The organism is Streptococcus sp. DAT741 (assembly GCF_009866825.1).
Lineage (GTDB): Bacteria > Bacillota > Bacilli > Lactobacillales > Streptococcaceae > Streptococcus > Streptococcus ruminantium.
On the sequence record NZ_CP019557.1, the window covers coordinates 1,945,983 to 1,963,451 of the forward strand.

The window sequence follows — 17,469 nt, forward strand, 5'->3', positions numbered from 1 at the left end:
TGCTAAATGGCACAATCAATACCAATCATCAATGATCCCTGACAATCTCCTTGCAACACCATGCATACTATTATCTCCCATCAAAAAGGGAAAAGTGCTCTTTTTTTGCAAAAGACCACCTTCTTTTCCCTATGGTTTTATATATTTTCTGTAAATAGTGAACTAGTGACTGTCACCTTTTTGCCCATAATAAGCATTTGGTCCATGCTTACGGAGATAGTGTTTATCCATGATGTACTGAGGAGCTGGCTCAACCCGTGGATTGATCTGCTCGGTGTAACGGTTCATACGTGCCACTTCTTCAAGGACAACACTGTGATAAACAGCCTGAGAAGGGTCTTTTCCCCACGTGAACGGCCCATGGTTTCGGACGACGATGCCAGGGACAGAGACAGGATCCAGACCTCGCTCTGCGAAAGTTTCGATAATCACTGATCCCGTTTCTTTTTCGTAAGCCTGATCAACCTCCTCTGCTGTCAGGGAACGAGCACAGGGAATGGAACCGTAAAAATAATCTGCATGTGTAGTTCCGTAGAAAGGAATGTCGCGCCCAGCCTGCGCCCAGCCAACAGCCTCTGTCGAATGGGTGTGGACAACCGCATGGACATTGGGCCAAGCCTTATAGAGGGCTACATGAGTTGCTAGGTCTGAAGAAGGATTGAGATCTCCTTCAATAACTTGACCATCCAAATCTGTCACGACCATGTTTTCAGGTGTCAACTTATCATAGTCAACGCCTGAAGGTTTGATAATAATACGACCAAGCTCACGACAGACCTCGGAGACATTCCCCCAGGTAAATTTGACTAAACCATGAGCAGGTAGAGCGACATTGGCCTCGTAGACCCGTTGCCGCATAGCCTGTAAATCTTTCGGCATTAGTTCAACCCCGCTTTCTCAATCAATGGGTAAAGGAAATCCTGAGCTGCCTTGATAGCTGCTCGTGTTTCTTCTACAGTTTCACAATTTTCTGACCACATTTCAATCAAGAATGGTCCTTGGTAGTTGGTTTTTTTCAAGACTGCAAACATCTCCTCCCAGGCTACACAGCCCTGACCGAATGGAACATCACGGAATTGCCCCTTAGATGTTTCAGTCACAGCGTAAGTATCCTTGAGATGGAGGGCTGCTATGGAGCGATGCCCCAGATAAAATTCGCTCCAAATATCATTGTGCCAGGCGGAAACATTGCCCGTATCAGGATAGACAAAGAGATATGGTGAATCAATTTCTTTCTCAACAGCTAGGTATTTCTCAATGGAGTTGATGAAAGGGTCGTCCATAATCTCAATCGCCAATATAACCTGAGCCTGCTCCGCCCAGTTACATGCCTTGCGAAGGTTTTTAATGAAGCGAGTTCGTGTTTCTGGAGATTTTTCTTCGTAGTAGACATCGTAGCCAGCGAGTTGGATGACCCGAACACCCAAATCTTGAGCCAATTCGATGCATTGTTTCATCGTTTCGAGCGACTTAGCTTCAAGATCAGGATCGTTGGAGCCGAGTGGATAGCGACGATGACCAGAAAAGCAGATGGTCGGAATCCGTACACCTGTTTCGTAGATGGCCTTTACCACCTCCAAGCGCTCCTCTTTACTCCATTCTAAGCGAGCCAAGCGAGCTTCACTTTCGTCTACCGACATTTCGACAAAATCAAAACCAAGCTCTTTAGCAAACTCCAAACGGTCCTTCCATGTAAAATGCTTGGGGGTCGCTTTTTCATAAATGCCAATTGGACGTGCCATACCTACCCCCAAATACGACGGATTTCGTCTTTGAACTCACGTGCTGCCGCTGCTGGATTTTCTGCTTCGGTAATGCCACGACCTGCGATAAAGGTAAAAACATCAACTCCTTCAAACAGTTTGAGCGTATCAACATCCAGACCACCTGTTACTGACACACGAAAGCCCATCTCTACCAGTTTCTTCACCTTATTGAGATCTTTTTCACCCCATGTTTCACCTGCCAGAAGGGCATCGCGTGATTGATGGTAGATAGCTTGAGAAATGCCTGCATCTAGCCAAAGCTGAGCCTGCTCGTAAGTCCAGTCACCATAGAGTTCAACTTGAATTTCTCCCTTGTCGCCACGCACTTCTTTAATTGCCTTCAATGCCGCTTCCATCGTTGGAATGGTAGCTGAGCAGATACAGGTCATCCAATCTGCACCACGGACAGCATTATTTTTGGCAACTGTACCGCCAGCATCTGCACACTTGGTGTCAGCAACAATGATTTTATCAGGAAAAAGGTTGCGTAACACCTCAACCAGCTCACTACCGACTTGCAACAAGCAAACAGTCCCTGCTTCGATGATGTCTACCTCGTGGCCGACAGCCACCGCTGCCTTTATAGCTCCCTTGAGATCAGAATGATCCAATGCGACCTGTAAATTTGGAATATGTTTTGTCATAGTTAGGATACCAAGAGCGAACAGAAAACGACTAAAATCAGGAGAGATACGCAGTTGAGTCTATACACAAGTAACCCTATCCAAATTCTGAGTTTTCTGCTCGAATTTCTTCCCTTTCGTTCTTATTTGTACTTATCATTTCATCTCGGCAAATAGAGATGATGAAAGCTGATTAAATTTTAATAAAAGCATATAGCTAAATTGGTAAACAAAGGGCTTTATTAACATTCTAAACATTGCCTTGAAACCTAAATGCTCTATGTTTTTGTATTGTTATTCAAGTAAAATGCAATGGAATCATTAACCTTCTAAATCCAGACCTTCTAAGTAGGGGCTGTTTTTTGATTCTTCTACCATAGCCAGTACTTCTTCTGGTGTTTGACAAGCAACTAAACGCTCGATGGAATTTTCCAATTCAAAGAGGGCAACAATCTGCGGAATAGCTACAGAGGTGTGAATTTTGGGATCTGTAGCTGCAAGAGTGAGAAGAACAGATACTTCCTTACCATCTGAAAATGTCACCGGTTTTGTCAAAGTAATCAGGGCAAAGGAGTCTTTCAGAACCCCTACTCCTGCTTGAGCATGTGGCATCGCCATACCCGGCATGAGAACATAGTAGGGGCCATATTCTTCCGTTGAAGCAATGATGGCATCATAGTATTCTTCTGTAGCTGCACCACTGTCAATCAAGGGTTCAACTGCCAAATGGACTGCCTCCTGCCAAGTTTCAGCTGTCAATCCTAGGCGGATGGAATTATTTTCAGTAAATGATTTTTGTAAATTCATGACTTCCTCTTCTACGTACTATATGAAAGGGGGAGGGAAAGTCCCTACCCCTACTGACAATCTATAGTACGGCTTGTAATTTCGTTTTGATTTCGTTGTCATCCATCAAGTTATCAAGACCAACCAAGTGCCCCTTGGTACGTCCTTCCAACTCAGCAATCAAGTGGTTGGAGGCTACCACAATATCGTATCCTGCTGCCAAGCCTTTTGCCTCACCGACAGAACAAGACGCTGATTGAAAGTCTGTTACACCCAATTGACGAAGGGCATTTTCCACCTTCATCTTAATAACCATGGATGAACCCATACCATTTCCGCAGGCTGTTAATACTTTAATCATAATTTCACTTCCATTTCTATACAGTTTGTTGTTTTTAGTAAGATAGGTGAATGTTCCTTTAAATACTAAAGGCTATATTACTCTGCTGGCGCTTCACCACGATAATAGGCTTCTTTATCTTTAGCTTTTGCAAATTGAAGCTGTGGAATGGCCAACAAGAAGAGGCAAACGAGGACATAACCAGCAATACCTAGATACTTGAAGGCATATCCGAATGGCAACCATGGTACTTCAAAGTCAATATTTCCATGGTAACCACCGCTCAATTCAAGCAAACCTACACAGACCGCCCCAAGTGCTACTTGAATCACACCTGAGAGGAAGGATAGGATAGCTGCCGCTTTCCATCCGCCACGTTTATCAGCATAGACCGCAATTGCTGCGTTATCAAAGAATACAGGCACAAAACCAGTAATGATAAGAATTGGACTCTTGAAAACGACCAAGAGAACGATAGTAATTAGTTGACCAACCAAACCAAAAGCAAAACCTGAGAGAACTGCGTTAGATGACCCGAAACCATAAGAAGCTGCAACGTCCACCGCTGGGAATGAACCCGGAAGCAACTTGCTTGAGATACCTTGGAAGGCATTGGTCAACTCCGCTACGAACATGCGGACACCCTGCATCAGGATGAAAAGATAAACTGAGAAGGTGAATGCTGTCTGAATAACATACATGAAGAAAGCTTGTTTAGCTGGGTTATAAGGAGTACCTGAAGTGATGACTTCTGGATTTGCCATAATTTCTGGCCCCAAAATAAACAGGATAGCTCCGAAGAAGACAAGCATCAAGGTTGCTGAGGCAACAACTGTATCATGGAAAATGGAGAGAAATTGTGGCAACTTCAAATTGTCTAAGTTTTCTTCTTTTTTACCAAGTTTTGGAGCAATCTTATCAACAAACCAGATAGCAAACTGTTGCTGGTGACCAATAGCGAAGCCACCGCCGCCTGTCAGGCGCTGCGTTGCTTCAACAGTCATATTTGAGCTGACCGCCCAATAAATACCACAGATGATACCGATAGCCGCTGTACCAAATTGGTTGCGCAGGGCTGGAATGAGAAAGAGTACCATCAAGGAAATCGTTGCTGCTTGCTGCACCATGATGTGACCGGTGATAAACAAAGTACGAACTTTTGTTACCTTACGAAAAGCCACTAAAAGAATATTGACACCAAAACCAATCAAGAGGGCTGTGGTCGCTGCTGATACAAAATCAGGGAAGGCTTCCGCAATCTTGCCATTAGCTGCTGCAAGACCAAAGTAAGGGTCAATGACTGCTGCATCAATTTGAAACTTATGGTTCAAGGCAGCCAAGATTGGACGGAAAGTTGTCACCAGGCCACTTGCAGCTACGTTTAAAATCATGTAGCCAACCGTCGCTTTGATAAACCCTGCAAAAACATCATGAGGTCGTTTTTTCAAGAGGGCATAGCCCACCAACACTAATAGACCTACAAAGAAGGCTGGATTCTGCAAGATATTCTGTGAGAACCAGTTTAATGGGGTTTGAAGGAAATCCATTTTTCATTCTCCTTTTTGAAATGATTTGTATGGTCTTATTATAGATTATGTAAGCGGAAACAAAAAGACCAAATAAAACACAGGCTTGTGTTCACTATTGGACTATTTTCCAATCGTATGAATCTGTCAACCCGTCCGTGTCCGTTTTCTCTTCTACTGCCGCCTGTGAAACGACTCTAGAGTACCTCTCTTTTTTCACAATAAAAAGAGGCTGGATAAACCAACCTCTTTCAGAGGGAAGTGATACTCAAAATATGACGGATTGATAGCCTAGGCCTACAATCATTTGAGTATATGCTCCACTTAATAAGAGCCAATTATTTATTCGTCTTCCAATTTCTTTCTACCTTTTGTAGCGCCAATCAGTCCGAGACCTGCAAAACCAAGACCAAGAAGAGCTAGGCCATTTCTGGACTCACCTGTAGCTGGCAAGGTTTTTTCGCTTGCAGAACTTGCTGTTTGAACTGGAGAGACTACAGAAGGAGATTCTTTTTCACTAGGAAGCGCTGCTTGAGTTGTTCCTAGATCAACTATTGGTTTTTCCTCCGCTGTCGGAGCTGTATCTGGCACCTGTGAAACACGGTGCGGTAGACGAATCACTGTTGCGGTCAATGGCGCAAGGACAACTGCATCGTCTGTCAAGGTCACTCCATCCAGATTCGTCAGAGCTTCTACTCCAGCCTGCTTGCCATCTACGAGAACTTGCCCCTTGAGCAGATCCTTATAGATGTCTGCGAGAACAAAGCGCCGCTCCTTGCTATCTGCATTGACAAAGACAGCATAACGATCACCATTGCTTGCAATGGTCTGGTAGGCAATCACAACATCATTTTTAGCGATGCCATTTTGTCCTGGTATAGAGATTAAGCTGACTCTCTGATCCACTTCTTCTTTTGTCCCTAAACGGAAGGCATCCGTTGACTTCCGTAAGGCAATCAATCCCTTGGTAAAGGCTTGGGTTTGCGTATTTTCTGGATAACGTTCTGAATCTGTCGCCTTGGTCCAATCAAACTTGTTGACTGCATCAGATGAATCATAGGAATCATGGATGTAATATGGATAGTCAAACGGTGTGCCATCTGCGTTTGTTAACAGATGAGCCTTGTTTGGTACCTTATCATCAGATACAGGGTATTTATAATCTGGATGGCGGAATTGTTTGGTCCGTCCGTACTCTTGTCCAGAATGGATGAATGGTGTTCCTTGAGAGGTCAAGACCAGCAAATTACCCAAGCGTTGGCGGCGATGAATTTCCCGATTATTTTCAGCCACTGATGGATCTTTCTTGATAGATTGGGCAATAATATCAAAGAGGGTCAGATTATCATGAGCTGCGATATACTGAATCACATCACCCGGATCGTCAGCTTGGAAATTGCTTGGTTGAGCCTTGATATTGTTGAAAACTGCTTCAATGCTCTTAGCGCCGCCTGTGATAAAGGCCGGTTGCCCTTCATTTGGATAACCTGACTTGAGGGTATTACGAATATCATCCGAGAAGACCGCCACCGTATCCGTTGAACTCATCCAATCTTGGTCTGCTGGTTTGACAGGTTGGTTGGCATCTCCTGTAAAGGTTCTCCAGCCTTCTCCTAGCATGATGATGTTTGGATTGATCTTCTTGGCTTCCTTGAAAGCTGTTTCAATTGCCTCTGCATCATGATCTCCCATCATATCGAAGCGGAAACCATCCACTTTAAACTCATCAACAAGATACTTAATAGAATCCACCAAGACACGACGACTCATGTGGTGAGTTGTCCCCAAACGACCACCACCAAAGCTGGACTTGGCAGTGCCATCTGCTTCCATGAAATGGTAGTAATTCGGCTCTAAATCTTCAAACAAGAAGGTCCTAGCAGTGTGGTTGTAGACCACATCCAAAATGACTCCCATGCCATGTTTATGAATTTCATTTACGAGGTTTTTAAATTCCTCAATTCGTTTCAATGGATTTGTCGGATCAGTTGAGTACATACCGGTAAAGGCAAAATAGCTCTGTGGGTCATAGCCCCAGTTATAGTTGCTATTGCTAGAAGCGTACTCACCAAGGCGCTCTGCATTTTTCAATTCATTGACATAATAATAACTCATAACTGGCAACAATTGGATATGGGTCACGCCTAGTTCTTTCAAATATTTGAGACGCTCTGCAAAAGCCGCAAAGGTACCAAACTGAGCTTTCAATTCGCTTGAGATAGCAGGGTCAGATGTAAAATCGCGGACATGTGTTTCATAGATGATCGCATCTTCACGTTTCACAAAGTTTGGAATGGTCGCATGAGTAAGGTCACTTGGTCCAACTTCTTTTGGATCGACAATTGCTGCCTTGGCAACGCGGTAAGACGGATCTGTCTCCGCCAAATCACTATTCCACTCTGCCAATGATTTGGCGTACGGATCAAGAACGAGAACGGACTGGCCATTTCGAGTAATTTCGTAGTGGTAGTAGTAGCCGCGATAATCAGTAATGCCAAGGCCAGATTGATCATTGAGCTTAAGATCCCATTGCCCCTTATCCCCCTTGGTCATAGCCAATTTTCCGACCACTTTAGACTGGTCGTCCTTATCATAAAGAACTACGGAAACACTGTCTGCACTTGGGGACCAGAGGGTCATATCCACCACAGCACCCGCTTGATGAACACGCGCACCAAGTTCGCCATCATAGGCGTAGAGCTCGTCTTTCAACTGCCAGCTCATCTTAGTCGTAAAGCTATCATTGCCATACTTGAGGGTATAGCCAGCGTTTTCTTGATTGAAATCCCCAAGGACTCGCACTTTATTGTTTGTAGTATCCAGTACAAGGTCCGTCACAGTGACAGGTTGACCATTTTTATCTGTTACGGATAGTTTTTCCATTATGCTCTGCTTGTCTGCTCCTTCAAGTGTTGTGAAAGCTGCTTCTAGGGCTGTCAGGCTAACATGTGATACCCCTGTGACACGAATATTGTTTACAAAATATGGATTGGTATAGATGGTCGCATCATCGTCTTTAAGGAAAATTTGTGTATGGTTTTTCAAATCAGTAAAGTTGTAGTCTTTTGGCTGAATTTTTGCATCATCTCCCGACTTGCTTTCGTCCAATAAAAGGAATCCAATCGAATTTGGTAGGTCTGTCAATTTCACATCAATATAAGCACCATACTTGCCACGATTTTCAAAGTCAATACCATCTGGCCAGTCTCCCAATTTGACATCCTTCACATCTCCCCAGACCCATAAGCCTTTTTGGTCATAATTGCCATCTGTACGGAAGTAGTTGATGCGGATATAGCCTTTCTTGAGCGGTGGATAATGACTCAACTGGTAGTTTTCGTCAAACCAGGCCTCGTTCATCTTAGGACTGATTCGCTCGATTGTCTTATCACCTGTGAGGTTTTCACCCGACGTATTGTTAATCAAAAGGCTGATCTTACTTGCCGCTTCGTCCTTCATCTTAATGTCTAGGTAGTAACCGTAATCATCTTGCTTTGCAGTGCTAAAATTGGTCGCACCAGTCGGCCAAGCACCTATGCTAGAAGATGGCTTTTCGACATCGTCCCATGTCCAAAGACCGAGACTTGATAGATTATCGGATGGTAATTTTTTAAAGTGAACCCGGAAGTGACCTGCTGGAATCGGCTCTTCTGTCGCTCCTTTCACACTGGCATTAACAATATCGCCTGCCTGAGCTTGAAGAAGCATCGTTCCCCCTTGCGCAATCGTTGGAAGTTCTACTTGAACCACAAACTTACCATCTTTTTCAAGAGCTTGGTAGCTCTTACCCGTATAAGCATCCTTTAGTACGACATCTTTTCCGGAAACTTCAATATCCATTTCCTTCTTGTCCGTATTGGTCGAAAAGAGTAGGTAGGCTGATTGGTTTTGATAGCTACGCTTGGTTAATAACCAACCTTGGCTATCATTTGCAGCAACTGTCGCTGTATCTCCACGGGAAAGAAGCTCAGAATTAGCATTACGGAAGGCTAACAATTTTTGGTAGTGTGTTTGTAAATCGCTGTTTCCTACCCGACTCCAGTCAAAATCATAGCGATTATCGTAAACAGGCCAGTTATTTTTTCCTGACTGCCCCAACTCTTCTCCATAGTAGATGACCGGTTGACCTTTTGCTGTTATCAAAAGGCTGGCAGCTAGTTTCAATTTGTCCAGATTGCCTTCTTTTTCGACTCCGCCAAGACTGTATAGGAAACCATCTTCATCATGACTACCTAAAAATTGACCCAGACTAGCAGCGCTATTCAAGACCTTACTACGCTCTTCCAACTCTTTTCCAGCCGCCTTGAGCTGACCGTTGACTAGGTACTTGGCAATATCCTTGAAACCAAAGTCCAGCAAACTATCCATGGTTCCAATACCTAGATCACCCTTCGTATCCTTGTAATTGGCACCCCAAGTCTCCCCAATCAGGTGGAAGTCAGGATCACGATCCACCAATTCATTTTTGAAATGCTGCCAGGTGGTATCATCCACGTGTTTCACCGTATCTACACGGAAGCCATAGATGGAGTTGCCTTTGGCTGTGGTAGATCGTTGTAACCAAGAAGCTTGCCAGTCTACTAATTTCTTGCGAATATCGGCTTCCTCTGTCTTAAAATCAGGTAGACCAGCGAGAGAGCCCAGTTGATCATCTCCTTGCTTGTCCTCTTCCTTGGTTCGTACCATGCCTGAAAATGTATTTTCTGTTCCGTAACCTGCATGGTTGAGCACGACATCCACGATGATCTTGATACCTCTTTCTGCTGCGGCATCAATCAATTCATGGAAATCAGCCAAACTACCTAGATGTGGATTGAGTTTTTCAAAGTTAGCTGCCCAATAGCCATGATAAGCGTAATAGTCACCATCTTTTTCACCACCAGCATTTTGTGGGATATTTTCTACAATCGGTGTCAACCAGATGGAATTGACCCCCAATTCCTTCAAGTAATCTAATTTGGCTGTTACTCCTTTGAAGTCTCCTCCTTGATAGAGACCACGAGGATTGGTAATCTTCCCTTCAACTCGTTTATCATTGCTGGTGTCTCCATTGTAGAAACGGTCAGTCAACATAAAATAGATGACCTGCTCATCCCAGTCCTTTTCACCAGCAGCCTTTTGACGTTTGGTAATCGTCACATCCAACTTGGTTTCATAGTAACCATTGTCCTTGTCATAAACCTTCACAGGCAAGCTATAGGTTCCCGGTACTGTATCCGATGTCGCCTTGATTGTCACACGGTTGAGTTCTGTTGAAATCGGGACAATCCCGCCTCCAATAGCTGTTGTATCTACTTCCATTTTGACAATTTCAACCTGTTCAGGATTGGTCACAGTGAGTGATACTAGGCCGCTTTCGTTGTAATTAAATGGTGCTTTTATACTAGCTGCAACGGTCACATTTTTCGTTCCAGGAGTTGCCTTACTCGTGTCTAACTCAAGCTTTTCTTCGACAAAATAAGGGTTAGTATAGATCTTTGCCTCATCGTTGCGGAGGAAAATCTGGCTATGACGCTTACGATCGGCGAAGGCTAAATCAATCGTTTTATTACCAGGAAGATCCGGATTATTTTTATTGACTAGAAGAAAATTCAATTTAGAATCCAGAGCCTTAGATAAAGGAATATCTACATAAGCACCGTATTTCCCTAATTTAAAATCGACTGCACCGGCGGGCCAACCGTCGCTAGCTTTGGTCGTATCACCCCAAGTCCAAACACCCCAACCTTCATAGTTGTTATCATCTCGTTTGTAATTGATGCGAAGAAGCTTCTCATCCTTAATAGGCTCATAACTAGAAACACTGTAGTCACTAGCAATCCAAGCTTCATTTTGCTCAGGAACCAGCAGTTCAACTTTCTGGTCTGACTCGGTTACCTTTTCCCCATTCTTGAGCAATAAGTAGCCGATGGTTGCTGGAGTTTCTGACTTTTTAATATCTACATAGTGACCGTAGTTGTCAACTTGGCTACTAGAAAAATTCGCTGTATCATTCGGCCATTTGTTGCCATCTGATGGTTTTTCTACACCGCCCCAGGTCCATAGTCCCTGTTTTTCAGGCTCTTTTTTGTCTACATTTTCAAAGTGAAGACGGATGTTGCCAGCTTCAATCGGCGCTTCTGCTACAGGTGTTTCTACAACTGGTTGAGCCTTAGCAGCTTCTTCTGTGTTGGTTGCCGGGGTTGCTAGAGTCGCAGCATCCGATACAGTCTCTTCTGTCTTTCCTGAGAGAGTCGTTGCAGGTGCGACTGCTTCCTCAGCTTGTACCACCTGTCCCACACCACTTAAAAAGAGAGCCGTCGCAATACCGACTGAGGCAATTCCTACATTTAGCTTTCGGATGCCAAAGATTTGCTTCTCCTTGAACATTCCTATTCGCTTCACATCCTGAGCGGATTTCTTTTTCATATAACTCCTCCATGTATATTCGTTTGATAGGTATATTACCAGTATATACAATTTAACAGAGGTTTTGCAAACGTTTTCTCAGATGTTATCGTTAACAGATTTCCAACTATTTTCAAAATAAAAGCTTCCTAAATCCCATAACTAAAAAAGTATCTTATGGAATTTCTGAAGCATTTTATCATTCTTTTTGTAATGTTGGAGCCACTCTATTACAGAAGTCTCGGTAGATTATCAGGCATACAAACATTATTTTTACGATTTATAACATAAAATTCCCTTGCGGAATGTAATCAACAATCATCAACACAGTCAAAATGGATAGTGAATAGTTTCTGTTAGCAAACAATTTGATCAAGAGAATCCTTCCCTATTATTTTTCTTTCATCCCTCTGACTATTCTCATTGTTTGAACAATTTTTATCAGCATAGTATAAGCTGACGACAATCATCAAAGAGACCAAACTGAACACAGCTCCGACAATCAGTCCTTGCGGGAAAAAGTACATTTCGATGGTATGCCTTCCTGCGGTTATTGGAAATGATAGTAAGCTATTCCACGCTTTTTTAGCCACTACCATTCTTCCATCAACCTTCACCGTCCACCCTTCACTGTAGGGAATGGTGGTCATCATGATGTTACTATCATCAGTAATATCAACAGTCCCCTTAACAGTGGTGTTTGTCCATTCCGTAACTACCATATTTTGTTTTAAACGCTCTCTTAATACCCTCCTAATAGCATCATTATCTGCGCGCACAAGACCTGCTCCTTCTAAGTTGACACCATCCATTGAGTACCGTAATTCAAGCACCGTCTCCTCTCCTTCTGTATTTGAGGTCAATTGCCAAAGCTGTCTTTGAGAAAAACTTTTTTGGTTCGTCAACCATTTATTGTTTAGGAGAATTGAGAGACGACCTTCTGCTTTGTTTAAAAAATATGGCGTTAGAAAATAATAAGTATAGCTACTTTTAGGAATGATTTTATAGCGAACGATTCCCGGTCGATTGCTATCAATGCGATCATAGACCTTCTCACCTTTATCGTTGGTTGACTCTTTCATATTTTCTGTCTCCACTCTTGAAAAACCGAAGGTCTGAAAATAATGAATATCATTCTTAGAATTCCCCACCATCGAATTAAGGATAATATTTTGGTTTGCTACAGGATTATTGAATCCAAATTGTATATTTCGCACAAGCGTATTTGTTCCAAAAGCAATGGAGAGGACATTGGGATTTTCATAAACAACATACCGGTCGTCATCGTATACCTTGTTTATATAGTATTCTGGAAGATCAAATCGTTTGGAGTAACGCGTAAAATACATCTTTTTAGGATTCATTTCGACCTCTTTTTGGGTGAAGTCTTTCACATCCATATAATAACGCACCCCGTAGAGCGCATCTGTTAAAGCTGTTCCATTTGCATATTGGGTTGCAGCATTCACTCCTACATCTCCCAGATATGCAAACAAATTCATGGTAGACCGCTCCAAACTTGAACTAAAACTGCTCAGTCCCGGATAAGACAACAAAGTTGGTGCTGTTTTTGAGTAAGAAAAGCTAGAACCGATACGATAGAATTTTGTTTTAGCATTATCCTGAAGACTATCTGTTACATGCTTAACCGAAATTGTTGCATCACTAAATTTATAAGCATTGGCATAATGTAGGGTCACTTGGGACAAATATGCATTATATCCCAGCTCAAGTATTGTGATGAAAGCTAGCATCACCCACCCCAAACGACCTGGACCCAAATAGAAAACCAGCAAAACACTTAACCAGACCATAATAGTCAAGGCTACCTGCGAAAGAAGATAACCCTGCTGTAATAAAAATAGACCTAGTACCATCGCACTTACTAGAACAACAGAGAAGATCAGTCTATTCTTTTTAGAGTATTGCCATTTTTTCCAGTAGCAATAAAAAATCCCCGTAACAAATAGACCTGTAAAAAGAAAAATCAATAAATAGTTTTGCTTGACAAAATCCGTCACCATCTGAGGTTGTTCTTTAGAAATATAACTGTATTTTTGACTCAAGACGTAGGTTGCAGAAGCAATGAGTATAACACAGCCAATTCCAAAACCCTTGTTCGAAATCTTCGGCGATTCTTTGAAGGCTTGAAAAGCCAGCAAAACCATGTAGAAAGATAAAATCCAAGAAAAGCGGAAAAAGAACCCTGCTGGATTCTGCCCCATGTGCCAAATTTTACTAGAAAACTCATTAACAAATGAAATGAAAAAGATTACCGTTATAATACTAGCACTGATTTTTTGGTTGCGATGCACTTTTGCGAACTTAAAATAGAGAATAAAGCCAAATAAAGCTAGTGCCCCTACATAAATATTTGGTAAATTAGGACCTGCTGACCAACCAGAGGTCGTATCAAAGCCACCAATGGTTAATTTTGATAAAATATCTAAAGGATTGATCTGCAATGCTAAACGAAAGGTCAGTCCAGTTCCCACTTGCCCTTTACTTTGCATAAGATTTAGGGCAACTGGATAGATCAAGACGGACACTAGTCCTATCGCTATAACAGAGTAACTAAAAGTCCTTAGAAGAGGAGAAAAGAAACTCCCTAGCTTCTTTTTCCAATCTCCTTCAACTGCCAGACGAGGAGAAACATAGAAACAAGCATACAAGGCAACAAAAATACCAATCATATAGCCCATATAAAACTGCAAAAAGAAGGTCAAGGCTATCGTCCAGATATAACAAAACGGTTTCCCTCCGTCCAGTAGTTCTTCCAGTACCGCAATAACAAGTGGTAACAAAATCATAGCATCGTAAAAGATTGGATTCATCTGATAAGAAACCAGCATCCCAGACAAAGCATAAGCAGTTGATACAAAAGGCACTAGCCATGCATTTCCTTCCAGCGCTTTATAGCGTCTCACTAAAAGATATGCAAAACTAAGTCCGATAACCCCATAACGCAGCCAAATTGTCAGGAAGACTGCTAAACTAAAATGACTAAATGGAGTGATGATATAGATGAGATTAAAAGGACTCAATAGATAATAAGCTAATACTCCAAGCATATCCCCACCTAGTGATTTGGTAAAGGAGTAGAAAAAACTAGACCAATCACCCGAAAGAATTGCTGATTTCAAGAAACCATAAAAACTGATGTACTGTTGTCCAAAGTCAACTGCCATAAGACTCTTTGTACCAAAAGGGTACATTCCAATAAAAGACCAAACTACCAATATAATCACCATTGGAAGTAGAGCGCTGATAATATAAGTGCTTAACTTTCGGTGAGCCTTAAGCGAATTTAGCAGCCGTTGATATAATCTCGTAAACAATTTCATTCTTACCCTACCCTATCTTTTCTTGCTGCCTCAATATTTGTTTCTCCAACAACAAAATGTGGACGTTGCTTGACTTCATAATAAATCTTCCCAATGTATTCTCCCAAAATACCGATAGAAATCAATTGGACTCCACTAAAAAGAATAATGGCAGCTATAGTTGTAAAATAACCGCTGACCCTATGCCCTGCATACATAAAATATCGAACAAGTTCAACTAACAGGTAGAGCAAAGCGATTCCTAAACTGATTAACCCAAACTGTACACAAACTCTCAGAGGCTTATCGTTAAAGGAGATGATTCCTTGAATAGCATAATTGAAGGACTTTTTCAATCCAAATTTACTCTTCCCAGTTATCCTAACTTGATTTTTGTATGGAATTACTTTTTCTTTAAAGCCAATCCACTCATAGAGCCCTTTATTAAAGCGATTGTATTCCGGTAATGCTATAAAGGTCTCAACAGCACGTCTGCTCAGTAATCGCAATTCTGATTTCCCATCAGTTAGCCGAACATCCATTGAGTGATTCGATACATCATAAAAAACTTTTGCAAAAAGACTTGCTAGTTTAGATTCTCCCACACGGTCTCTCTGACCGCTAACAATGTCATATCCCTCCTTGTAAGCTGCAACAAATTCTGGAATGAGATAGGGTGGGTGCTGAAGATCTCCGTCCATTACCATCACCGCATCACCAGTTGCATATTTAAAACCTGCTAAAATTGCTCCCTCGCGACCAAAATTTCGACTTAAGCTAATATAGCGAACCCTTGAGCTATCCGCTGCAATCGTCTCTATCAACTCAAGAGTTGCATCACTCGAACCATCATCAACATAGAGCAATTCATAATCTGAAAGCCCTGTTCCCAGCATACTATCCAACTGTCTAGACATTTCATCATGTGTTTTAGTCAATATATTTTCTTCATTGAAAAAAGTAATTAGTACAGTTAATTTCATTGAACTACCTTTCTTTCATATTTTCTTAAAGGGAACAAATAATAAAGTATTTATTCCTTCTAAAAAAGAGAGAAAATCTGTTCTCTCTTGTAACATTAGCCTAATGATTTTTTGATTTACGATGGTACACCATCGCTGTGATTATCGAAACAAGGACACCAAATCCAAGCATAGTTGCTAAAAAGCTACCTACTTCTCCCGTAGATGGGAGCGATGCTTTTCTAGATTTGTCATTTGTGGTCGTTTCTGGTTGACTAGGTTTTTCACTTGTTGTGGTGGTGGTCGTTGGCTCCTCAATTGTGGTAGTGGTTGTTGGCTCCTCGGTAGTCGTTGTAGTTGTTGGCTCCTCGGTAGTCGTTGTGGTTGTTAGCTCCTCGGTAGTCGTTGTGGTTGTTGGCTCCTCGGTAGTCGTTGTGGTTGTTGGCTCCTCGGTAGTCGTTGTGGTTGTTGGCTCCTCGGTAGTCGTTGTGGTTGTTGGCTCCTCGGTTGTAGTAGTGGTTGTTGGCTCCTCGGTTGTAGTAGTGGTCGTTGGCTCCTCGGTTGTAGTAGTGGTCGTTGGCTCCTCGGTTGTAGTAGTGGTCGTTGGCTCCTCGGTTGTAGTAGTGGTCGTTGGCTCCTCGGTTGTAGTAGTGGTCGTTGGCTCCTCGGTTGTAGTAGTGGTCGTTGGCTCCTCGGTAGTCGTTGTAGGTTTATTTCCGTCCGCACCACCATCTGCTTTCACGTTAACAACGGAATGATTAAACTCTTTACCTTCAATAGCATCTTTACCATTTTCTTTATACCAAGCCTTAGTATGATTTTCAAAGGTTTGCTGTTCCGAATTGTCAACCTTTGTCTTATACATAATACTGAAATTACTTAAAGATGCATAGCCTTGAGTAATAAGAACTGAAATTTTCCCCGTCGTAGCATCGACTGAAATAGATGATCCAGGAAAGTCCTTGATAAATTTATTAATCGCATCTGAACCATAGTAATGCCCAGGCTTATAGCCTCCGACTGTAATATCAAAACTATTTAAATCCAGTGTCTGACCGGGTTGAATTTCATCTTCTATTCTGATATCACTATCTACATATGCTTTCTCATTATTTATATTTAAAAACCAACGAACATGCTCCGTATCCTCTGGTAACATATCACCTGTTTTATAGTAAAAAACTCCTACTGTTCCCGAGGCACCCTTTTTTACAGTAACAACTACTGATTGTCCTCCACTATTGATTGTAAAAGTCCCTGAATGTTCATCACTTGTCTGTGTCATATCGCGACCTTGAATTTCAAATTCACCCCAACCAGTGATATTCTGTAACCCTTTAACTCCCTCATTAAATGTTACCACCGCTTCTCCATCGCTGATAATCATATCACCAACGTATTCTCCACCAATCATCAGTCTAATTGTCTTCTTAAAACCTGAACCATATACTGTCCCTGAATTTTGCCAATTAACTCTAATTGTATCACCAGAATTGATTTTTTGTGAATGTTCATCAAAAGTAAATCTAACAGTGGTTTTTCCACCGTCATTAATTTGGCTAGGTGATACCGTCAGTGATGTAACGTTAGAACTGACATCTGCTGCTTTAACTATTTTAATGGGATTAAATAATGCTGTAATAAATAAAAGCGGTAAAAAAATAATAAGAAGTGTTTTAACAAATCTATTTTTTAATAACTGTTCCAATTTTCTCCTCCTGCTACTCTGGTCAAGTTTAATTATTATATAAAATAA

General features: G+C 42.0%; 10 protein-coding genes. All 10 read right to left on the reverse strand.

The genetic code is table 11. From position 1 onward, the window contains the following. Positions 1-162 precede the first annotated feature (162 nt). Entirely contained in the window at positions 163-879 is a 717-nt protein-coding gene (locus BZG42_RS09270; protein ID WP_155996177.1) for an L-ribulose-5-phosphate 4-epimerase, read from the reverse strand. Continuing rightward, positions 879-1,742 (reverse strand): L-ribulose-5-phosphate 3-epimerase, encoded by an 864-nt coding sequence (locus BZG42_RS09275; RefSeq protein WP_120172357.1) that lies wholly within the window; start codon positions 1,740-1,742, stop codon positions 879-881. Before BZG42_RS09275 ends, BZG42_RS09270 begins: the two co-directional genes overlap by 1 nt. A gap of 2 nt (positions 1,743-1,744) precedes the next feature. Further along, the gene (locus BZG42_RS09280) at positions 1,745-2,410 is read right to left on the reverse strand and encodes a 3-keto-L-gulonate-6-phosphate decarboxylase UlaD (RefSeq protein WP_120172358.1); all 666 of its coding nucleotides are present in this window, start codon (positions 2,408-2,410) and stop codon (positions 1,745-1,747) included. A 300-nt stretch (positions 2,411-2,710) separates the two neighbouring features. Continuing rightward, a complete protein-coding gene (locus BZG42_RS09285; RefSeq protein WP_024532668.1) occupies positions 2,711-3,196 on the reverse strand; it encodes a PTS sugar transporter subunit IIA in 486 nt (161 codons plus the stop codon). A gap of 61 nt (positions 3,197-3,257) precedes the next feature. Then, positions 3,258-3,536: a PTS sugar transporter subunit IIB gene (locus BZG42_RS09290; RefSeq protein ID WP_120172359.1), complete on the reverse strand. Its 279-nt coding sequence runs from the start codon at positions 3,534-3,536 to the stop codon at positions 3,258-3,260. A gap of 77 nt (positions 3,537-3,613) precedes the next feature. Further along, the gene (locus tag BZG42_RS09295; protein WP_120172360.1) at positions 3,614-5,062 is read right to left on the reverse strand and encodes a PTS ascorbate transporter subunit IIC; all 1,449 of its coding nucleotides are present in this window, start codon (positions 5,060-5,062) and stop codon (positions 3,614-3,616) included. A 321-nt stretch (positions 5,063-5,383) separates the two neighbouring features. Further along, the gene (locus tag BZG42_RS09300) at positions 5,384-11,449 is read right to left on the reverse strand and encodes a pullulanase (RefSeq protein WP_165437146.1); all 6,066 of its coding nucleotides are present in this window, start codon (positions 11,447-11,449) and stop codon (positions 5,384-5,386) included. 335 nt (positions 11,450-11,784) lie between these two features. After that, positions 11,785-14,772, reverse strand: a complete 2,988-nt coding sequence (pgfM1, locus tag BZG42_RS09305) for a glycosyltransferase PgfM1 (RefSeq protein ID WP_155996180.1) — start codon at positions 14,770-14,772, stop codon at positions 11,785-11,787. A 2-nt stretch (positions 14,773-14,774) separates the two neighbouring features. Next, positions 14,775-15,734 carry a glycosyltransferase PgfS gene (gene pgfS, locus BZG42_RS09310; protein ID WP_155963913.1) on the reverse strand — a complete coding sequence of 320 codons (960 nt, stop codon included), beginning with the start codon at positions 15,732-15,734 and terminating at the stop codon, positions 14,775-14,777. A 100-nt stretch (positions 15,735-15,834) separates the two neighbouring features. After that, entirely contained in the window at positions 15,835-17,421 is a 1,587-nt protein-coding gene (locus BZG42_RS09315; protein ID WP_159780126.1) for a collagen binding domain-containing protein, read from the reverse strand. Positions 17,422-17,469: the final 48 nt, after the last annotated feature.